A 20,282-nucleotide genomic window follows, 5' to 3' on the forward strand; every position below is an offset into this window, starting at 1 on the left:
ATTACAAAGTAAGTCTTTTTTTTTGATTTATTTGTTGCAAATTTTAATTTATAACTGTTAAAAATTAGCTCTTAACTGCACACTTCCTGTATGAATTGCTCTTGAGTTTTCACTTTTTCTTCCTAAATAACTCAAGTTTAAATTTAAAAACGAATTCAATTTTCGGTTAAAAAGTACATTCCAAGTATAATTTTTTCCTGCCTGCAAACCCTCTAACATTTGGTAAGCAACTGGCGTGTTTGTATCGCCTGTAAAATCGTTTAAAAATACATTTACATTTGCCGAAATTTGATTCTTATTTTTGCTGATGTAAAAATATTCAACTCCAAATTTTTGCTGATTCAAAACCTCAAAATCTTCCAATCTATTTTCCTTCTTTTTAAAGTGATAAAAAGCCGAAAAGCGATTATTTTCATTATATAAAAAACTTATTTTAGGGTTGATTTCATTCGCATCAATTTCGAAATTTCTATTGATAAAATTTTCTGTTTCTAAACTGTTTTTTGATGTTTTTGCTAATACATCTATCAACCAAAAATTAGCAAATTTGTTTGCATATTCTAATTGATGTAATTTGATGGTATTTTCTTGATTACCAATAAAATATTGTTGTTTAAGTTGCGAATTTCCATACGTAAAAGTCACACTGTTTTTTTGTAAATCTTTGTTATAGTATAAACTGTTTCTGATGTTTAGATTTAGGGCAATTAATGAGTTTTCATTAAAGTCAAAAGGATTTAATTGAAATGAATTTGCGGTTCTTTCTTGTTCGTTTTCTACAGATAAAAAACTCTGATTGTAAAATTGAGAAATCAACTTTTTAAATCCTTTTTTATTACTCCATTTTCTAGGATTTATAGTAATGGATTGGCTCCATTTTGCACGTTGAGTAGCAATAAAACGTAAGTTTGGTCTTGGTAAACGTAAATAATTTGCTTGATCTTGAAAAAGTGCAATTTCAAACTCGTTAAAGTCTTTTATGCCATCGTTATTATAATCAATCCAAGTATAAAAACCCAAACCAGGTTCTGTTTGCACGTACACAAAATCTTGCCTAGCAACATTTCCAGAAGAAGTTTCGTAAACGGTTCCTAAATTGATAAAACTATCAAACAATTTCTGATTGAAAACTACTTTTGAGTTTAATGCTTTTTCATCCTCTGTAAAATTATTTTTTGTGATTCTGTAATTTGCAAAAACACTCAAATTCGTATTTTTATTTTTGATCAGTTTACTGTTGATATAAAATGTTTTTCGGTTGTTGATTTCTGTAAATTGGTTTTGTTTTATACTATCGTTATTTCTATAATTAAAACCAATTTTCGCAAAAACAGCAGTAGAGTCTCCAATTCCAAAATACGCTTCGTAATCCTTAAAACGATGACTTGTATTTATAAATTCATTGGTATTTATATTTTCTCTTAAATTTGTTTCAAAATTTAAAATTCCTCCAAACCAAGATTTTTTCAAAGAATGTTCGGCTTTAGCTCTCGCTCTAAAAAATGAATTATCTTCTAAATTAGATGTGTTTGATAAAAAGCTTCCATCCAAGAAAAAAGAAGTTTTATTGGCATTTATTTTTGATTTTAGTTCGTGTTTTGTTCCTTTAAAACTATTGTCGTACGTTAAATTATTAAATTGATAAGTTACAAAATCACCTTTTTTATTCGTTAAGTTTAATGCAGACTGAAAATAATTTTTAGTTGCATTGTTGGTTAAAATATTCCAATCTCTATTAAATTCTACAGATTCCCAACGTTGTAAACTTCTAAAGTTTTTGTGAGCATATTCATGGTTAATGTTTGTTGATAATTGCCATTTTTTATCAATTAAAATCTGCTCTAAACCAATTTTTACAGCAAGTGCTTTATTCTGATCATTATCAATATCAGAAAATAAATTATTATCGATATTACTAATAGCAACTTCTGTATTTACAATGGTTTTTTCAGAAGGATTATATCCTGATTTTACGACAAAAAACTGAGATTTTGTAGGTGCAATTAAACGCACAATTGGGTTGTATTCTCCTAGATTTTGGCCTACATACTCAAAAATAGTTCCAATAGCAGTGGTTTCTTTTAGGTTATAATCGCCATTATTTGTACCCGTATTTGTAAAAGTTACTGTAAATAATTCATCATTTGGATTCGTGGAATATTCAAAAAAATCTTCATTACCTGCAATAACTTTTTTGTACAAAATTTTGTTTTCATTAAACGTATCTAAAAACGCACTTTCAAAAACCATAGCATCAACATTATTACCAGCATTTGCTAAAATTTGTTGCTGTTCTGTAGATAAACTTTGTTGTAAAGGTTGGTTTTTCGCATCATTTTCTGAATAAAAATAACCAGCAATATTAAAATTGTCATTCTCATATTCAGTTTTATTATAAGTAACAAAACGTGTGTAATTCCTTTCTGCATATTGGAATTCCACAGTTATTCTCATATCGTTTGTGATAGGATATGTAGTGTTGAATCTGATTTCACCCAAATTATAATCAATAGTATAATCTTCGTTTTCACCAGCTTTAATTTTGATGCCATTTACAAACACATTTTCACTGCCTTCAATAATTAAAATAACAGCTTCGTTATTTGCGCCAAAAAGTTTGTAAGGACCTTGGTTGCCTTCTACACCCACAAATTTAAAATTATTGAATTTACCTCTTACAATTGCACCTGAAGCTGCAACTTTTAGGTTATCGTTAATATTGGCTTCAACCTCTAAACCAGAAACCTGTTTTTGAAAAGGTAAAAAGTAAGTTTCTGTGTTTTTAAGCGATAAATCTCCTGCTTTTACGCGCCAATTATCTGTGAACATTTCAATAAAAATTCGATCAAAATTAGATAAGTTTTGAGAAACTCCATTTTCTTGAATAGGAATATTAGTATCAAAAATATTCGCTCTTAAGGTTACGTTTTGTGAGAGTTTTCCAGAAATTTCTAAATCTAAAGCAGAATTTGTAACCGCATTTTGGTTATTTCCAGAAGTAATTCCTCTAGAGATAAAACCTCTGGTTTGCAAACCGTCAAAAAGTTTAAGGTCGGCTGCTTTTTTATTGGTAGTTAAACTGTATAATTGTCCTTGGTTTGTATTGCTTTGTAAAATTAATTTTTCATCAAAAGGACTATAAATTTTGGTGATAAAATATGGAATTCTAAAATACTCAACAGTAATTTTTGAATATTTTTTTGAGTTGATAATTAAAACAGCGTTGCTAAAATCTATTTGATACTCTAAAGCAGGAATATTGTTTTTCAGGCTATCTAAAATTTTAAATTTCTGAGGATTGATAGCAACAGAGTCAATTTGAATGGTATCTTTTTTTATGTCAATATTTCTTTTTCTAAAATCTGTAGATATTGTTTGCGATTGGATAGCATATCCAACAAAAAGCAAACCGAAAAAAAGATATTTTTTAAACATATAAGACAATATGTACTGAACGTAAAAATATGTTTTTTATGTTTTAGCAGCGCAAAATTTAAAAAAGAGATTGTTGTTTTACAGGATTTTCATGATTTAGCAACCATTGTTTGCGCCAAATGCCACCTGCATAACCTGTCAAAGAACCATCAGAACCAATTACTCTATGGCAAGGAATTACAATCCAAAGTGGGTTTTTACCATTGGCAGTTGCTACAGCTCTTATGGCTTTTACATCGCCCAAAGATTTGCTTTGTGCTAAATAATTGGTTGTTTTTCCGTATTTAATTTTTAGTAAAGATTTCCAAACTTTTAGTTGAAATTTAGTTCCTTTTGGATTTACTGTTAAATTAAAACTTTCTCTTTTACCTTTAAAATATTCATCTAATTGGACAACACATTCTTGCAAACATTCAGGAACTGATGCATTGAATGCTTCTTCAGAAATGGTACCATCATCTAAAACAGATACAGATTGAATTCCGTTAAAATCGCCAACAATTTTTGCGATTCCTATAGGTGTTTGTTGATATGTGGTTTGTACAATTTCTGCCACGAATTCACGAATTTTGAATTGAAGTTCTTTTGAAAAGTATAAAATTAAATTCCAAAAATATCTTTAGAATTTTGAGTTGTAATTTCTGCAATTTCATCAAAAGACAGCTTATAAATGTCTACTAATTTATCAATTACTTTAGTAATATAGGAAGATTCGTTTCTTTTTCCTCTAAAAGGTGTTGGCGCTAAATAAGGTGAATCTGTTTCTAAAACGATGTGTTTAATATCAATTTCATTTAAAAACTGATCGATTTTGCCATTTTTAAAAGTAGCAACTCCCCCAATTCCTAATTTCATGTTGTAAGAAATGGCTTGTTTTGCTTGCGTTAAAGTTCCAGTAAAACAATGAAAAATCCCTCTTAAATCGTCACTTTTTTCAGTTTCTAAGATTTCAAAAATCTCATCAAATGCATCTCTACAATGAATTACAATTGGTAGTTTTTTTTCTTTTGCCCATTTTATTTGTGTTCTAAAAGCTTCTTGTTGTTGAGGTAAATAACTCTTATCCCAATATAAATCGATACCAATTTCGCCAATTGCATAGAAATCTCTTTTGTCAATCCATTCTTTTACATGTGCCAATTCTTCTAAATAATTTTCTTTAACAGATGTTGGATGCAAACCCATCATTAAAAACACATCATTAGGATTTTCTTTTTCCAAAGAAAGCATACTTTTTGTGTAGGTAGAATCGATTGCAGGAATAAAAAAACGAGAAACCCCAGCATCTTTTGCACGTTGAATCATGGCATTTCTATCATCATTAAATTGATCTGAATATAAATGAGTGTGTGTATCTGTAATCATTAAGTAGAATTATTTTCTAGTTGCAAAACTACTAAATACTTTATAAAATTAGGTTTCTGAATGCTAAACTTTGAACGGCGAACTTTAAACCTTGAACTTGAAACTTTACGTATCTTTGCATAAAATTTAGAGAATGACTTTTAAAGATTTAGATTTATCAAATCAACTACAATATGCTATTGACGATTTGGGTTTTGAAAACCCAACACCCATTCAAGAGCAAGCTTTTTCTGTGGTTAGATCTGGTAAAGATGTTGTAGGAATTGCGCAAACAGGAACAGGGAAAACTTTTGCGTACATGTTGCCAATTTTACGCGATTTAAAATTTTCTAAACAGCTACATCCAAGAGTTTTGGTTTTAGTACCAACTCGTGAATTGGTTTTACAAGTTGTCGATGAAATAGAAAAACTATCAAAATATATAAATGTGCGTGTTTTAGGTGTTTATGGAGGAGCCAATATCAACACTCAAAAACAAGCAATTTTACAAGGACAAGATATTATTGTAGCAACTCCTGGGCGTTTATACGATTTAGGTTTAAGCAATGCTCTGAAGTTAAAATCAATCCAAAAATTGGTGATTGATGAAGTAGATGTCATGTTAGATTTAGGTTTTAGATTTCAGTTGATGAACATTTTTGAGATTCTTCCAGAAAGAAGACAAAATGTGTTGTTTTCTGCAACTATGACTGAAGATGTAGATGTTTTAATTGATGATTTTTTTAAGAATCCAGAGAAAATTTCTGTAGCAGTTAGTGGAACACCATTGGATAATATTGAGCAAGTTTCTTATAATATTCCTAACTTTTTTACGAAAGTAAACTTGTTGCATCATCTTTTGAGTGATAAAGAAACCTATAATAAAGTACTGATATTTGTTGGTTTTAAAAGAACTGCAGATTATTTATTTAAGCAATTAGAAGAGGTTTTTAATGATGAAATGTGTGTAATACATTCCAACAAAACGCAAAATTATAGAATACGATCTATTAAGCAGTTTGATGAAGGTAAAAACAGAATTTTACTGGCAACAGATGTGATGGCTCGTGGTTTAGATTTTGATAATGTAAGTCATGTTATTAATTTTGATACACCAGAGTTTCCTGAAAATTATATGCACAGAATTGGTAGAACTGGTCGTGCAGAAAAGGTTGGAAAAACAATTTTATTATCCACAGAAAAAGAGCAAGAATCTAAACTATTAATAGAGGCTTTAATGGATTATGAAATTCCAGTTTTGGAGTTGCCAGAAGAAATAGAAATTTCTAAATTACTTACTGAAGATGAGCGACCAAAAGAGGATCATGAGCAATCTAAAAATAGAACAAAAGTAGAATATGTGCCTGGAGCTGCTTTTCATGAAAAGAGCGAAAAAAACAGTAAAACGAATCAAGGAGGTTCTTATAGAAGAGAAATTGCTAAGAAATATAAGAAACCAAAAACTAGAGGGGATAAAAACTACAATAAACATAATAAGAAAAAATAATGCAAATTTTAACAGCACAAGAATTGCATAATTTAGGGATGAATATAGTAGGAGAGAAGCTCGAAAAAATGGGGTACGAATTCCAAGCTATTAATAGTCAGTTAAAAAGACATCCGCAATTTGTTTTGTTTAAAAAAGGCGAACCAATCATTTTTGTGTTGGTAAAAGTTACTAATAATATTCAAAATCCAAATAAATACGATACTCTTTGGATGGAAACTTTTAAAAACCATGCAAAAAAACAAAATGCTAAAGTGTGGTTTGCAGGTGTAGGAATTGCCAATGCAGGAAGTGTGGAAAATCCGGTTTTTAAAAATCAACCTTATTATGTGGCTTTTGAAGATTTTTTGAAGATTTTGGAATAATATTATCAGATTTATATCACGCCATTTTAATAAATTAGATGAAGCATAAAAAGGCTCCTTATTTTTTTGAAAAAATAACTTTAGTGAAAGTTACCTTTTAAACATTATAATTTTATAATCTTTTTAGTAATAATACGACCATTATTTAACGTTGTTTTTAAAAAATAAACACCTTTTGCGTAGTTCGTAATATCAGCTACTATTGGTAAGTTTGTTTCTGTTTCAAAATCCTTTATTTGTATTACTTTAGATGAAATTGCGTTCATTAACTCTATCTTTTGAGCTTTAGAGTTCTTCGCAATTATAATGCTAATTTTATCTTTTGTTGGGTTTGGATAAACAGATATTTCAGGCTCTAATTTAGCATTTACAAAATCCGTACCTAGAGCTCTTAAGGCTTCTAAAGGTTCAATTTTGAAATAATCGATAACCATTGTATGTTCTCCTGACCATCTAAAATCACCTGACCAAGGTAAATTTCTGTAACCAATAATTACTTCAGACCAGCCTGTGGCAATATTTGTGTTAAAAGATTCTTGTAAAACATCATCAATAAAAAAGTCTACTTTATCTTCTCTCCAATCTATAGTATAGGTGTGAAATTCATTGTCAATTAATGATACTTTATTGTTATTCGCATCTATAACTGGTTTTTGAGAACCTGTAAAAGGTACTTCAGTAAATTCATTGGCATTTCTCCAAGTATTAAATCTAGCATCTGTCCAGCCATTTGGAGGAAAAATATCGTGAGCAGGAATGCCAGATTGTAAATCTTGAGCTACAACTTCAATATCAACTTCATTAAAAATTGAACCTGTTTGTGTGTACGTAAAAATAAAAGCTGCCAAACCACCATCAACTGCAGCACCTTTCATTCTTACTTCGAGTCTGTGGTTTTCTTCAATTCCACCAAAAACGATAGCTTGATAAGGATAGGTTAAATCTGTGTCATTACTTTTATCAGCATCTACAGTTATATAAGCATTTCCATCACCAGGAATAAAGGCATCCCAATTGTTTTGAATTGGATGAATATCGTTATAAAAAAGCCAATAGGAGCCATTTGGTAAGTTATCTGGATAACCTTTTGAATTAAAGTTTTCTATATAAGTTGTTTGACTTATTGCAATTGTGCAAAAGAAAACAGTGATAAATATTGAAATAAATTTAGGCTTCAAAATTTCAAATTAAATATCTTTAAATATAATCAAAAATATTTAAATATTTTATAAGGAATTAAAAACCAATTCAATACGTGTGTTGAATTGGTTTTTTAAAAGAAATAATGAATAAAAATTAAATACTATTTACAAACTCTAAAAATACTTGTTTATGCAATTCTAAATCTAAATTTCCAGAAACCGAAGTTCTTACAATATAATCTTTATCGCCTTCTTTTGTGGTTCCTTGAGTAGAGGTTGCAGGAATTGTCCAATAACAACCTTTTAATTGTCCATAACTTACACAAAACTTACTTTCGTTTGGTATTTGGGTAATCATTAAGTTGATTAACTTTAAGTTCAATGCTCTTTTATACGTTTCTCTTTCAGCATCTGTATTTCCTTTTGTTGGTAAATCTAAAGAAAAAACAGAAGGTGTAAAGCTCTGATTAGCCAATTCTTCTGAAACAAAATTAATTTTTGCTTCTGGTAATTTTTCTTGAATAAAGGTTACAAATTCACGTGTATTTTTATACGCGTCTGCAATTCTTTGGTTCATAGAAGGCAATTGTTCAGCTAATATTTCCATTTGATGATGGGTAGCTTCATTATCACAAAGTTGTAAATGAATGGCTATTTTTTCCATCAATCTTGTGGTTTTGTCATTTCCAACACAATAACCAGCAGTACATTTTCCACCACTTGGAAATTTAGAACCACTTGCGTAAGAAATCGTTTTAACTTCCGATAAAATTTCGCCTTCACCTAAAAAATGAACATTTGGGCAAAAAGTTTGATCTAAAATAAAAACAGGTTCTATGGCATTTTTACCATTTTTTGTGATGCGTTTTTTACTTAAAACGTTTTTTAAATCGATCAAATTTGGTACTTCAACTCTTGGATTTGTTGGTATTTCTGCAATAATAAAAGGGACTGCATCTTCAGTTGCTATTTTGGTTAAAACAGTTTCTATACTTTGCACCATGTCATTATTTCCATCAACAGGTAAATCTACTATTTCCACATTTTTAAGGCAAGCAGCAACACGTCTTGCTTGGTCGTTTGTGCCTCCATAACAATTTGGTGGCACAATAAATTTAATTGCTTTTTCTGGATAATTTTCTTGTGCATCATGAATTAAACCCATCATAATTGCATATTGAATGGATAAACCACTTGAAGCTACCAAAGGATTTATAGTTGTTCCAGTGATTTCTTTGATCGATTCTAGTACAATTTTCTTGTTATTTAAAACATCAATTTTTGGAGTATCAATAGCATTATGATTTACTAAAGATTGCAAAGCAAGTAAAGAATTAGAAGGCGTCATTGCAATCGTTTCTCTTCTTCTTACGTGTTGAATGTCAGAAATATACTGTTCGTTTTCTTTTCCATTGATGAATAAAATACTTCCTAAATCTTTATTTAAATTGATAAAGAAATCAATAGCTTTCTGATCATCAAAAGAAAAAATATTTTTTGTTGATGAGATAAAAATAGTACTTCCGTCAAATTTTGGAACGCTATTTATAGCCTCAATTTTTTGCATTTCAAAATTGTAACCATAAATTTCTCTGATGATTTTTGCATCAAAAAAACTAGCTATTTCATCAGTATATAATATTTGCGTTTTTTTATTTTCTAGTAAATTAGTTCTTAAAATTGCTAAAATAGGAATCGTTTTAGATGAAAAACTAATTACATTTTCTGCTTTTGTGTTATTTAAATTGGCAATTGCCCATTCTAAAACACAAGATAAAGGATGTCCTAAACGAATATAATCGTAAGCTGTTGGTAAATTTGTAAGCGCAGAAATTTCTGAATTATTCTCTTTAAATAATTCTTCAAATTGATTTAAAAAATCGGTTTTAGCCAATTCTTCATTATATATATCTAGTCTGTGTGTAGTTAAATTTAGCCAATCTTTTGGCATATTTTCTAATACATTTTTTATGTAATTCAGCATCTTATTTTCTTGCATAATTCTCAATTTCTAATAAGATTCAAAGATACAATAACTAGATTTTCTCTAATTTATAAAGAAGTTAAATATTACTTATTTAATTTTAATAAAGTATACATAAAAACAGCCATTCGTTTTACAAAATGGCTGTTTAAGAACTAATTCAAATTATTTTAAATTTTACGCAAATAAATATCTCCACTAATTGTATCTAATCTTAAAAACGCGGTTCCTTTACTAATTGTTGTCACTATTTTGGAACCAAACCCATGCTTTTTATTTTTATCAAAATCGATGTCCAAATCTGAGTAAACACCACCAGTTAAAGTTTTGGCTTCTAATTTTGCATCAGAAACATAAATATCAATATCGCCACTAATTGTTTTTAAGTGCATATCTTTAGAGTGCTTTTTTACAGTAATATTTCCGCTGATTAAATCTAATTTTAAGATTCCAACATACGTTTCAGCTTCTACATCACCAGAAATACTTTTTACTTTTAGCTGCATATTTTCTGGCACATAAATCACGTAATTCACTATATTACTATGGCTTTCTTTGTAATTTGTGTTCTTTTTTTTATCATCTTCATCATCACAATTTGAAGTATAGTAACTTCTATATTTTTTAAAATAATCTCCATAATCTGATGTTACTTTATAAGTTCCGCCAATTTTATCAGCTTTTAAAGAAAAATAATCATTGTGTTCATTATCATCTAAATTTACTGTGGCTTCCACAGAAATTTCATTTTTATTCCAATTTTTGATGATAATATTGTTGGCGAATTTTAGATTTACATAAACATCTTTAATATCTTTTGATGTTGTGTTTTCTGTTACTTTTTTTTGCGCAGTTAGGTTGTTAAAAGACAATAACAAGCCTATGAATAAGAATAAACTTTTCATTTTTAAGATTTTTAAATTAATGTAAATTAGTTTGCAGTCGTTTTATTTTTTTCTCAAGTAAATATTCCCCATAGAAGATTTTATGTAGATTTTTACACCACCATTATTTAGTTTAGAAACAATACTTTTTCTGCCACTAACATTTGGCATTCCTTTTTTCTCTGGCATTTTAAAATCGAAATTTGTGTAGACAGTTCCTTGCGTTTTTAATTCTAAATCTGCATTTGTATTTGCAGGAATTGCAATATCAATTTCAGAAACAGAACTGCTAATGGTAATTGGCGATTTTTGGCTTACTTTATCAAAATCGATATCAATTTTACCAACGCTTGTATTTGCAGTAATTGGGCCTGTAACATTTTTCATTTGTATGCTACCAACATTGGTTTCAGCTTCAACTTCGCCAGTAAAACCCTCCATATAAATGGAACCCATATTTCCTCCATTTACAGAAATGTTAATGTTTTTTGGCAATTTTATATACATTCCTCTTCGATGTAAATAAGATTTTAAATCTGAAACAAATAAAGTTGTTCCTTCTTTAGAGATTGATAATCCATAACCATTTGTATCGTCTTTTCCTCCAGGATAAACTGCTGTTAAGCCTTTTCTTTTATCATCTTTTGAGTTTGATTTTGAATGTGAGTTGGGAAAATGATCTGCATGATTGTCATCATCACAACTATCACAATCTTCATCTTTGTGAGTATGGTTATTGCTTTTTTCTGAAATAATTAATTCTTGAGTTGTACCAATTTCAATTCTTATAGTAGTGTCTGAAGTTAAAACCACTTTTTGGATGCCAGATAATGAATATTTAAAATCTTTTTTTTGAGCAGATATTATTGTGCTAAAAAATAATAATAAGATGACTATTTTTTTCATAATTTCTAAATTTCTTTTATAATAATGTTGATAAATTTAATTGTAATTGTTGTTTTACATATGGAGGAGTTTCCTCATTTTCGAGCATTTTTTCCATGGGTTTAATGGCTCTTTTTTCTTGAATTTTCGATAAAATGATAATCAATTCTATTTGAACTGTTGTATTTTTATCGGTTTCCAAGCTTTTAATTAATGCATCTCTAACCATAGTTTCTGATGAAAATTTAGACAACGCTTCTGCTGCAGCTAAACGTACGTTTGTATTTTTATCAAAAAATAATCGGTTAATTAATGCTTCAATAATTTTAGTGTCTTTATTTGTAAATTCTTCTGCATTTGTAACTGCTAAAATTCGTTTGCTTGCAGAACTATCTTCTAATAATGTTAACACTTCTGCTGTGTTTTTTTCTTTTGATGATAAGGTGTCAGGTTGATATTTTCCTAACAAAAAAGCACTAAATACAATTAAAATACTTGCTGCTACTTTTATAAAAGTTTTCCAATCAGTTTTTGGTTTTAATGGAATTACTTTCACATCATTTTCGGCTATTTCTTGCGCTAACATCTCATCAAATTTCAACTTTAAATTTGCAGATGGTCTTTCCATTTTATCATTTTCTAGAATTGATAAAAAAGAAGTAAGTTCTGTTAATTCTTGTTGACAATTTTTACAACTTTTTAGATGTTTCTCTATTTCAGAATTTGCAACTTTGTTTAAAGAACCTTCTAAATAGTCAGGTAATTTATTTTCTATTTCTTTACATTTCATCATATTTCTTTTTGAAAATAGATTTCTTTTAATTTTTTGATAGCTCTATGCACTTTTACTTTCACAGCATTTTCTGTACTGCCAATTATTTGTGCAATTTGCTCGTATTTTATCTCTTGAAAACGATGCATTACAATCAATTCCCTATCAGAATTCGATAATTTTAGCAACGCTTTTTGCAAATGATCTAATTCCTCTTGTTTGCTTTCAGAAACAGTTTCTTTATCAGATTCCAGTTTGTCATCATCAATAATTATAGCACGTTCTTTTTTTGTTTTTTGATAATGATTTGAAAAAATATTTCTAGCAATTGTATAAATCCAAGCTGCAAAATTTCCTTGATTATAAGACGTTCTGTATTTTATCACTTTTATAAAAACATCTTGTGTTAAATCTTCACTAACCATTTTATTATGAACCATTTTATTGAAAAAATTATACATACGCACATGATATCTTTCAAAAAGAATTGTCATCAATTCTAATTTACCAGCAGCAATAGCTAACATTATTTCTTCGTCAGTTACTTTTTTCAAGTTTGGTTGTTGGTTAGTTTCTATAGTTAAAACCATCAATTTACAAAAAGGTTACACTTGTTTTATTTATTTTTAAAAAAAGACACTATTTTTATGGAGCTGTCTCTTTTTGAAATTTAAAACAAAAAAAAATCCTGAGCGTTAACTCAGGATTTTAATATATTTTAAAAGTAGATTTTTATTTTTGCTTCGCTAATAAATCTCTAATTTGTGCCAACAATTCTTCTTGTGTTGGTCCTTTTGGAGCTTCTGGTTTTGGCTCTTCTTTCTTTTTAGTTGAATTTACAGCTTTTACAACCATAAACATTACAAAAGCAACAATTATAAAATCGATAACGTTCGTTAAAAAATCACCATATAAAACAGCAACTTGTCCAACAATTTCTCCAGCATCATTTAAAGTTCCTTCTTTAACAATCCATTTTAATTTTTTAAAATCAGCTTCAAATATTAAGCCAATTAAAGGAGAAACAATTCCTCCAGTAAATGAAGTTACTACTTGTTTAAACGCAGCACCCATTACAAAACCAATTGCAATATCTATAAGGTTTCCCTTCATTGCAAAGTCTTTAAACTCTTTAAGCATTCCCATTTTTATTTGATTTTTAATTTGTTAGATTGCTAAAATACTAAAAATTAATTAAGTTTTTAACATTTTTTTAACACGTGGAGAAATACCCGTTAAAGTTTCATACACAATTGTTTCAGAAACATCTGTGATATGCTGTATCATTTCTTGGCTATTAAAAATAATTACTTCATCACCTTCATTGCAATCAATTTTGGTAACATCAACCATAATCATATCCATACAAACATTGCCAATAATTTTTGCTTTTTGGTTGTTGATGAGTACATAGCCTTTTTTATTGCCTAATTTTCTAGATAAACCATCTGCATGACCCACAGGAATTGTAGCAGATTTACTCGCTTTTTTTGCTACGAAAGCTCTGTTATAACCTACTGTTTCTCCTGGTTCAATAAAATGAATTTGAGAAATAATGGATTTTAAATTGTGTGTATTTTTAAGTTGAGCAGTTTCTTTTGGGTCATTTCCAAAACCATACATTCCAATGCCAATTCTAACCATATCAAATTGTGCTTGCGCATAATTTACAACACCAGAAGTGTTTAAAATATGCAACATTGGCTCGTAGTTTAAATGTTTGTAGAATTGTTGAGCAACGTACGCAAAATTATTTAGTTGATTTATGGTAAATTCTTGTTCTTCTAAATCTTCGCTTGCAGCTAAATGAGAAAAAACAGATTGTACTTTAATATGACCAGTTTCTTTTAATTCAGAAATTATTTTAGGAATATCTGTGTGCCAAAAACCCAATCTATTTAAACCTGTGTTGAATTTTAAATGAATAGGATAATTCATTAACGGAGCTTCATCTGCTAATTGTAAAAAAGCATTAAAAATCTGAAAATTATACAGGTTTGGTTCTAATCTATAATCTACAATATCTTGTAAATTCTGAATATGAGGGTGCAAAACTAGAATTGGTGTTTTAATATCAGCTTCACGTAAAGCAATGCCTTCATGTGTATAAGCAACTGCAAAATAATCTACTTTATCTTGCAAAAAAGAAGCTACTTGAACACTATCAGAACCATACCCAAAAGCTTTAACAACAGCTAAAATTTTGGTTGTAGGATTTAATTTTTGTTTAAAGTAATTTAAATTATGCTCTAAAGCATTTCCATCAATCTCTAAAACAGTTACGTGGTTATTCATTCTTGTGCTGAACTTGGTTCAGTATCTTTTAGTTTATTTATACCAGATGACTTTTAAATTCATTTTAATTTACTCCAAATTTTATTTCTGAATCTCTGAACCTAATTCAGAATCTATTATTTTAGATTCAATATTTTGTTTTGTCAAAGCAATTTCTTCTTGCTTTTTTTTATTCGCTTTAAAATACGCTGCTCTGCTTAAAGGTTCATATTCTTGAGTTTCTCCCAACATTACTAACTTATCATTTTGCGCTTTTCTAAAACTATAATGAGCTAAATTACCTGTATGCGTACAAACTGCATGCACTTTGGTAACATATTCTGCAGTTGCCATTAAAGCTGGCATGGGTCCAAAAGGATTTCCTTTAAAATCCATATCTAATCCAGCAACAATTACACGAATTCCTCTGTTGGCTAAATCATTACAAACAGCTACAATTTCATCATCAAAAAATTGCGCTTCATCAATACCAACAACATCTACATTGTTTGCTAAAAGACGAATATTAGATGAAACTGGCACAGGAGTTGAGCGAATTCTATTATCATTATGAGACACAACTTCCTCATCATCATAACGTGTATCTACAGCAGGTTTAAAAATTTCTACACTTTGTTTAGCAAATTGTGCACGCTTTAAACGCCTGATTAATTCTTCCGTTTTTCCAGAAAACATAGAACCACAAATGACTTCTATCCAACCAAATTGTTCTGTATGATTTACTGTATTTTCAAGAAACATTTTGTAATTTTAAGCGTTATAATATTGTAAATTTTTGTAATTTTCAACGTTTACAAATTTATAAATAATTAGCAGTATAATTTAATTTCAAGGTACAACTTATGCACAAAAAGTTAGAAGCAGACTTAATTAGTTTAGCACATAGTATTTTACAGATGAAAAATAAGGATAATGTGTTTTTGTTAAAGCAAAAATCTAAAGAAATTTATGAAAAATTATCTGTTTTAGCATTTGTAGAAGAATATGTAAACTCAACACCTGGTTTAAAGAAAACTAAAACTGAATTATTAGAAACCGTTGAAAAAGCTTTTGCTGTTAAAGAAGAAGAAATTGTAGAAAAATTAGATTCGGAGAAAGTTGTTTATAATTTAGATGATGCTCTAAAAATAGTTGAAAACGAAGTTGTTGAACATGATATAAATGCAGAAAATAATCTAGAAATTGATCATCAAACTGAAATAGAAAATGAAATTCAGAATCAACCTGAGCATAAAGAAGTTATAGAACAACCTTTTGATGAGTTAGAGGAAATTATGTTTTCGAAAGAAATTCCGCCAAAATCTGTAGAAAATGAAGAACCTTTAGAAGAAGTTCCTGAAATTAAATCCAAAGAAATTACAGAAACAAAATTAAAAAAAGCTCTAGAAACTGAAAAAGAAATGCTGAATGAAGTTCAGGATAAAGAACTTCAACATAAAAAAGAAACACAGGCAAATTTAGAGAATGAAAGCGATGTTGTGAAAGTGGAAGTTCGCAAAACAATGTCTTTAGAAGAAGAATTACAAGACATAGTTTCTGTAGATTTTATGGCAGATTTGTTTGAAAAAGCTCCAGCAAAATCTTTAAATGATCGATTGGTAGGCAACATTCAAATTGGTTTAAATGATAGAATTGCGTTTGTAAAAAATCTTTTTAATGGCAATCAAGAAGATTATAACAGAGTAATTTCTCAATTAAATACTTTAAAATCTGGTGATGAAGCAAAAAACTTTATCAATTCTATGGTAAAACCAGATTATAATTGGTCTGAAAAAGAAGAATTAGAAACTCGATTTATGGAAATTATTGAACGCAAATTCGCTTAAAAATTTGTGTAATTGTGTAATTATTGAATCGTTGAATTGTGTAATTGAAAGTTTCGTAATTTCAAGATTATCAGTTTTATAAAAGTCCAAACATTTACACAATTACACACTTAAACAATTACACCTTTTGAAAAAAGTCCTAATCCATACTCACTTTCACAAACGCAAAACAGGCGTAACAAGAAGCGTCGAAAATGTGCTTCCTTTTTTTGTTGATGAATTTGAAACCTATGTATATGGTTCTAATATTGATGGCATTCAAATAAGCACCTCAAAATTAAAAAAACTATTATTTTCTTCGGATGTAAAAACGATAGTGCATTGTCATAGAAATAATGAATTGATGCGAATGCTTTTTTATCGACTTTTGGGAGCAAAATTTTTGTTAGTGGCAACAAGACATGCAGAAACAAAACCATCAAAATTAACCTTGTTTTTACTGAAAAAAGCAGATAAAGTGATTACGCTTATAAAAAGTATGAGTAACAATTTAGGGATTGATAATACCATTGTTGGTCATGGAGTAAAGGTGCACGAATTTGTGCCAAATCCTGCTAAGAAGTTACCAAAAATCTCTCAAAAGAATATCATTTTAAACGCAGGCAGAATAAGAAAAGCAAAAGGACAATTAGTTTTGTTGGAAGCTGCTAAAATTTTAGTAAACCATAAAAATTGGGCATTGGTTTTAGTTGGTAAAATAGATAAACCAGAGTTTTCAGAGGAATTAAAAGCGATTGTAAAAAAACATCAATTAGAAAAACAAGTTTATTTTATTGATGAAACAAGAGAGATTATTTCATATTTTCAAGCAGCAAAAATTGTGGTTGCACCAAGTTTTTCGGAAGGTTTTTCTTTGGTAACTGCAGAAGCTATGAGTTGCGAATGTTCTGTAATTGCAACAAAAAATGTAGGTGTTCATTCAGAAATCATCACAAATAATAAAAACGGTTATTTATTTGAAGCTGGCAATGTAGCAGAATTAGAAACACTTTTATCAAAATCAATAGAAGGAGAAATCCCACATTTAGGAAAAGAAGCAAGAGTGGAAATTCTACAAAATTGGAGCGCAAAAAAAGAAGCAGAAAGTTTGATGGAAATTTATAAAGCATAATTGTATTTTTCAATACAAGAAATTTCTTTTTGTAACAATTTGGTTTTACAATCGTCTGAAAAGAAAACCAAGTATTATGAAACTATTCACAACAATTTTTTGCGCATTTTTTATGGTAAGTGCTTTTGCACAACAAACTACCTTTAAAAACTTTTACGAAAATCATCAAGAACAATCTGCTTTTTCAATGAATTTATCAGCCTCTTTTGCTGGTTCTTTTTTAAGTGATGATGACAATGACGATTTTAAAAAACTACTAAAAAAGTCTGGAGATTTTAAATTAATGGTCTTTAATAACGAAGATGCATCCGTTTCTAAAGACTTTAAAAAGTACTTAAGAAAAAACAATTTAAAAACGATGGCTCGTGTAAAAAGCGATAAAAGTAGAGCTTCTTTCTATATTTTAGAAGAAAACGATATGATAAAAGAAATTGTTTTACAAGCCAACAGCGATGAAGATCAATTGGTTTTATTTGGTTTAAAAACCAATATTACTAAAGACGAATTTGCAAAAATGATGAGCAATTCTAAAGTGAACATCACATCAGATTAAAAAATTAAAAGAGAAGATTTAACCAATCTTCTCTTTTAATTTCTCTATAACTTTCTTGCTATTTCCAATAAAAATTTCACCATCAACCAAAAAAACAGGACGTTTTAAAAACGTATATTCTTCTAAAAGATACTTTTTAAATTCACTTTCAGACAAGTTTTTATCCTTTAAACCTAAAGAAGCGTATAATCTTGCACGTTTATTAAACAACGCCTCATAAGAACCAGAAAGTGCATACATTTCATCTAATTGAGCAGCATTTACAGCATTTTCCTTTATATTTTGAAGCTCAAAACCTTCCGTATTTACTTCCTTTAAAATTCGTTTGCACGTATCACAAGTTTGCAAAAAATAGACTTTCTTCATTTTTATTAAATTATATTTACATCACCAAAATTATACATAAAAAATGGAAAATCATTTCGAAATTTTAAGAAAAGCAAGAGCACTTACATTCAAAGAATTAGAAGGTTTAACTTTAGATCAAATTCACATAATTCCTGAAGGTTTTAAAAATAACATTGCTTGGAATGTGGCACATTTGGTAGTTACACAACAATTGTTGCATTATAAATTATCGGGTTTAGACTGCCTTTGTCCAGACGATTTAATTGAAGCGCATAAAAAAGGAACGTTTCCAACCAAAACTTTTACAGAAGAAGAATTCGAAGAAGTAAAAGAGTTGTTTATGGGTTTACCAGACACTTTAGAGGAAGATTTTAACGCAGGAATTTTCGAGAATTACACAGAATACCCAACAAGCACAGGTGTTTTAATGACTTCTATGGATATAGCAATTCCTTTTAATAATTTCCATGAGGGCATTCATTATGGCATTATAAGATCTATTAAAAGATTTTTGTAAAATTATTATTTGAAGCTATTTCCAGCTTTCAGCACTCGCTTTTTTTGCCTGAAAATGGCAAAAAAGAGCTCAAACAGCAGCTTCAATCTGGGCTAAACTTGTTTGCTAACTTTTAGAAAACTAAAAACGGAAAGAAAATTTAAGAAATGAAATTCAACACCAAAACAATTCACGGAGGTCAAAAACCAGAAGAAGCAACTGGTGCTGTAATGCCGCCAATTTTTCAAACTTCTACTTTTGCACAATCAAGCCCAGGCAAACATAAAGGGTATGGATATGCAAGAGGAGCAAACCCAACAAGAACAGCGTTAGAAAATAGTTTTGCAGCAATAGAAAATGGTACAAATGGTTTTGCTTTTGCATCTGGAATGGCTGCCATAGATTGTGTGTTAAGATTGTTAAAGCCTGGAGATGAAGTTATTGCTGGAGACGATTTGTATGGAGGAACCTACAGAATGTTTACACAATTATTCCAAAAATATGGTTTGGAATTTTCTTATGTAGATATGAATTCTGTCGAAAATGTAACCAATGCAATCACCCAAAAAACAAAGCTAATTTGGATTGAAACACCTACCAATCCATTAATGAAAATTGCAGATATTCAAGCAATTTCATCAGCAGTAAAAAATATAAATACAGCTATTTTAATTGCTGTAGACAATACGTTTGCAACTCCATATTTGCAAAAACCTTTAGATTTAGGAGCAGATATTGTAATGCATTCTGCTACAAAATATTTGGGAGGCCATTCAGATGTAATTATGGGCGCTTTAATTGTAAAAGAAGAAAAGTTGGCAAAAGAAATTCATTTTATACAATTTGCAGCTGGAGCAATTGCTGGGCCAATGGATTCTTTTTTAGTTTTAAGAGGTATCAAAACCTTACATATTAGAATGCAAAGACATTGTGAAAATGGCAAGTTAGTTGCTGAATTTTTAGAAAACCATCCAAAAGTGGGTACTGTTTATTTTCCAGGTTTAGAAAATCATCTAGGTCATAAAATAGCCAAAAAGCAAATGAAAGATTTTGGTGGAATGGTTTCTTTCAAACTAAAAGGTGAAAGTAAAGAAGCAACCTTTAAATTCTTAGAAAACACAAAATTATTTACGTTGGCAGAATCTTTGGGAGGAATTGAGAGTTTGGTGAATCATCCTGTAACTATGAGTCATGCATCCATTCCAGAGCAAGAGCGTTTAAAAATTGGGATTACTGATTCTTTAGTTCGTTTAAGTGTTGGTATAGAGGATATAGAAGATTTATTGGCAGATTTGGAGCAAGCTTTGAGTTTGTAAGTAATAAAATTTTCTAGAC

At 29.3% G+C, this 20,282-nt stretch carries 20 protein-coding genes; 7 read left to right on the plus strand and 13 right to left on the minus strand.

What is annotated here, in order from left to right; translation table 11 throughout:
• Positions 1–57: 57 nt before the first annotated feature.
• Genes LPB03_RS12840 through LPB03_RS12850 form a run of 3 tightly spaced genes read right to left on the minus strand, consistent with a single transcriptional unit; the run spans position 58 to position 4,800 of the window.
• Positions 58–3,435, minus strand: a complete 3,378-nt coding sequence (locus LPB03_RS12840) for a DUF8818 domain-containing protein (RefSeq protein ID WP_065319991.1) — start codon at positions 3,433–3,435, stop codon at positions 58–60.
• Positions 3,436–3,493: 58 nt separating this feature from the next.
• Positions 3,494–3,982, minus strand: a complete 489-nt coding sequence (locus LPB03_RS12845; protein ID WP_065320150.1) for a methylated-DNA--[protein]-cysteine S-methyltransferase — start codon at positions 3,980–3,982, stop codon at positions 3,494–3,496.
• Between the two features lie 53 nt (positions 3,983–4,035).
• Positions 4,036–4,800: a TatD family hydrolase gene (locus LPB03_RS12850; RefSeq protein WP_065319992.1), complete on the minus strand. Its 765-nt coding sequence runs from the start codon at positions 4,798–4,800 to the stop codon at positions 4,036–4,038.
• Between the two features lie 133 nt (positions 4,801–4,933).
• On the opposite strand from LPB03_RS12850, the gene LPB03_RS12855 reads away from it, so the two are divergent.
• On the plus strand, positions 4,934–6,286 hold the full coding sequence (locus LPB03_RS12855; RefSeq protein ID WP_065319993.1) for a DEAD/DEAH box helicase: 1,353 nt from the start codon (positions 4,934–4,936) through the stop codon (positions 6,284–6,286).
• Positions 6,286–6,651, plus strand: a complete 366-nt coding sequence (locus LPB03_RS12860) for a DUF8840 domain-containing protein (protein ID WP_065319994.1) — start codon at positions 6,286–6,288, stop codon at positions 6,649–6,651. The genes LPB03_RS12855 and LPB03_RS12860 overlap by 1 nt, the downstream gene beginning before the upstream one ends.
• Before the next feature lie 104 nt (positions 6,652–6,755).
• Here LPB03_RS12860 and LPB03_RS12865 read toward each other — a convergent pair whose 3' ends face one another.
• The 9 genes from LPB03_RS12865 to LPB03_RS12905 form a co-directional block, all read right to left on the minus strand.
• Complete coding sequence (locus LPB03_RS12865; RefSeq protein WP_065319995.1) at positions 6,756–7,829, minus strand: family 16 glycosylhydrolase; 1,074 nt, start codon at positions 7,827–7,829, stop codon at positions 6,756–6,758.
• Positions 7,830–7,947: 118 nt separating this feature from the next.
• A complete protein-coding gene (locus LPB03_RS12870; protein WP_065319996.1) occupies positions 7,948–9,792 on the minus strand; it encodes a PLP-dependent aminotransferase family protein in 1,845 nt (614 codons plus the stop codon).
• Between the two features lie 155 nt (positions 9,793–9,947).
• Entirely contained in the window at positions 9,948–10,682 is a 735-nt protein-coding gene (locus tag LPB03_RS12875; RefSeq protein ID WP_065319997.1) for a DUF4097 family beta strand repeat-containing protein, read from the minus strand.
• 42 nt (positions 10,683–10,724) lie between these two features.
• On the minus strand, positions 10,725–11,567 hold the full coding sequence (locus LPB03_RS12880) for a DUF4097 family beta strand repeat-containing protein (RefSeq protein WP_065319998.1): 843 nt from the start codon (positions 11,565–11,567) through the stop codon (positions 10,725–10,727).
• 16 nt (positions 11,568–11,583) lie between these two features.
• Positions 11,584–12,336, minus strand: coding sequence for a HEAT repeat domain-containing protein (locus LPB03_RS12885; RefSeq protein ID WP_065319999.1), 753 nt, complete (start codon positions 12,334–12,336; stop codon positions 11,584–11,586).
• Positions 12,336–12,872 carry an RNA polymerase sigma factor gene (locus tag LPB03_RS12890; RefSeq protein WP_170324228.1) on the minus strand — a complete coding sequence of 179 codons (537 nt, stop codon included), beginning with the start codon at positions 12,870–12,872 and terminating at the stop codon, positions 12,336–12,338. Before LPB03_RS12890 ends, LPB03_RS12885 begins: the two co-directional genes overlap by 1 nt.
• A 178-nt stretch (positions 12,873–13,050) precedes the next feature.
• Complete coding sequence (gene mscL / locus LPB03_RS12895; protein WP_083187295.1) at positions 13,051–13,458, minus strand: large-conductance mechanosensitive channel protein MscL; 408 nt, start codon at positions 13,456–13,458, stop codon at positions 13,051–13,053.
• Positions 13,459–13,512: 54 nt separating this feature from the next.
• Complete coding sequence (alr, locus tag LPB03_RS12900) at positions 13,513–14,613, minus strand: alanine racemase (RefSeq protein WP_065320001.1); 1,101 nt, start codon at positions 14,611–14,613, stop codon at positions 13,513–13,515.
• An 81-nt stretch (positions 14,614–14,694) separates the two neighbouring features.
• Complete coding sequence (locus LPB03_RS12905) at positions 14,695–15,354, minus strand: thymidine kinase (RefSeq protein WP_065320002.1); 660 nt, start codon at positions 15,352–15,354, stop codon at positions 14,695–14,697.
• Positions 15,355–15,455: 101 nt separating this feature from the next.
• On the opposite strand from LPB03_RS12905, the gene LPB03_RS12910 reads away from it, so the two are divergent.
• The 3 genes from LPB03_RS12910 to LPB03_RS12920 all read left to right on the plus strand — a co-directional run bounded on the left by LPB03_RS12910 (position 15,456) and on the right by LPB03_RS12920 (position 18,103).
• On the plus strand, positions 15,456–16,439 hold the full coding sequence (locus LPB03_RS12910; RefSeq protein WP_065320003.1) for a DUF8457 domain-containing protein: 984 nt from the start codon (positions 15,456–15,458) through the stop codon (positions 16,437–16,439).
• A gap of 127 nt (positions 16,440–16,566) precedes the next feature.
• The gene (locus LPB03_RS12915) at positions 16,567–17,550 is read left to right on the plus strand and encodes a glycosyltransferase family 4 protein (protein WP_065320004.1); all 984 of its coding nucleotides are present in this window, start codon (positions 16,567–16,569) and stop codon (positions 17,548–17,550) included.
• Between the two features lie 76 nt (positions 17,551–17,626).
• A complete protein-coding gene (locus LPB03_RS12920; protein ID WP_065320005.1) occupies positions 17,627–18,103 on the plus strand; it encodes a DUF4252 domain-containing protein in 477 nt (158 codons plus the stop codon).
• Positions 18,104–18,121: 18 nt separating this feature from the next.
• Here the strand turns inward: LPB03_RS12920 and LPB03_RS12925 are convergent, their stop codons facing one another.
• A complete protein-coding gene (locus tag LPB03_RS12925; protein WP_065320006.1) occupies positions 18,122–18,469 on the minus strand; it encodes an arsenate reductase family protein in 348 nt (115 codons plus the stop codon).
• Positions 18,470–18,512: 43 nt separating this feature from the next.
• On the opposite strand from LPB03_RS12925, the gene LPB03_RS12930 reads away from it, so the two are divergent.
• Both LPB03_RS12930 and LPB03_RS12935 read left to right on the plus strand, forming a co-directional pair.
• The gene (locus tag LPB03_RS12930) at positions 18,513–18,968 is read left to right on the plus strand and encodes a DinB family protein (protein ID WP_065320007.1); all 456 of its coding nucleotides are present in this window, start codon (positions 18,513–18,515) and stop codon (positions 18,966–18,968) included.
• A 146-nt stretch (positions 18,969–19,114) separates the two neighbouring features.
• Positions 19,115–20,263 (plus strand): cystathionine gamma-synthase, encoded by a 1,149-nt coding sequence (locus tag LPB03_RS12935; protein ID WP_065320008.1) that lies wholly within the window; start codon positions 19,115–19,117, stop codon positions 20,261–20,263.
• Positions 20,264–20,282 lie beyond the last annotated feature (19 nt).

The organism is Polaribacter vadi (assembly GCF_001761365.1).
GTDB classification, from domain to species: domain Bacteria; phylum Bacteroidota; class Bacteroidia; order Flavobacteriales; family Flavobacteriaceae; genus Polaribacter; species Polaribacter vadi.

Bases quoted from the DNA above. Each gene is read 5' to 3' on its own strand.
- LPB03_RS12840 (WP_065319991.1), bottom strand. From the start codon at position 3,435: ATGTTTAAAAAATATCTTTTTTTCGGTTTGCTTTTTGTTGGATATGCT.
- LPB03_RS12850 (WP_065319992.1), bottom strand. From the start codon at position 4,800: ATGATTACAGATACACACACTCATTTATATTCAGATCAATTTAATGAT.
- LPB03_RS12855 (WP_065319993.1), top strand. From the start codon at position 4,934: ATGACTTTTAAAGATTTAGATTTATCAAATCAACTACAATATGCTATT.
- LPB03_RS12860 (WP_065319994.1), top strand. From the start codon at position 6,286: ATGCAAATTTTAACAGCACAAGAATTGCATAATTTAGGGATGAATATA.
- LPB03_RS12870 (WP_065319996.1), bottom strand. From the start codon at position 9,792: ATGCAAGAAAATAAGATGCTGAATTACATAAAAAATGTATTAGAAAAT.
- LPB03_RS12875 (WP_065319997.1), bottom strand. From the start codon at position 10,682: ATGAAAAGTTTATTCTTATTCATAGGCTTGTTATTGTCTTTTAACAAC.
- LPB03_RS12880 (WP_065319998.1), bottom strand. From the start codon at position 11,567: ATGAAAAAAATAGTCATCTTATTATTATTTTTTAGCACAATAATATCT.
- LPB03_RS12885 (WP_065319999.1), bottom strand. From the start codon at position 12,336: ATGAAATGTAAAGAAATAGAAAATAAATTACCTGACTATTTAGAAGGT.
- mscL (WP_083187295.1), bottom strand. From the start codon at position 13,458: ATGCTTAAAGAGTTTAAAGACTTTGCAATGAAGGGAAACCTTATAGAT.
- alr (WP_065320001.1), bottom strand. From the start codon at position 14,613: ATGAATAACCACGTAACTGTTTTAGAGATTGATGGAAATGCTTTAGAG.
- LPB03_RS12905 (WP_065320002.1), bottom strand. From the start codon at position 15,354: ATGTTTCTTGAAAATACAGTAAATCATACAGAACAATTTGGTTGGATA.
- LPB03_RS12910 (WP_065320003.1), top strand. From the start codon at position 15,456: ATGCACAAAAAGTTAGAAGCAGACTTAATTAGTTTAGCACATAGTATT.
- LPB03_RS12920 (WP_065320005.1), top strand. From the start codon at position 17,627: ATGAAACTATTCACAACAATTTTTTGCGCATTTTTTATGGTAAGTGCT.
- LPB03_RS12925 (WP_065320006.1), bottom strand. From the start codon at position 18,469: ATGAAGAAAGTCTATTTTTTGCAAACTTGTGATACGTGCAAACGAATT.
- LPB03_RS12930 (WP_065320007.1), top strand. From the start codon at position 18,513: ATGGAAAATCATTTCGAAATTTTAAGAAAAGCAAGAGCACTTACATTC.
- LPB03_RS12935 (WP_065320008.1), top strand. From the start codon at position 19,115: ATGAAATTCAACACCAAAACAATTCACGGAGGTCAAAAACCAGAAGAA.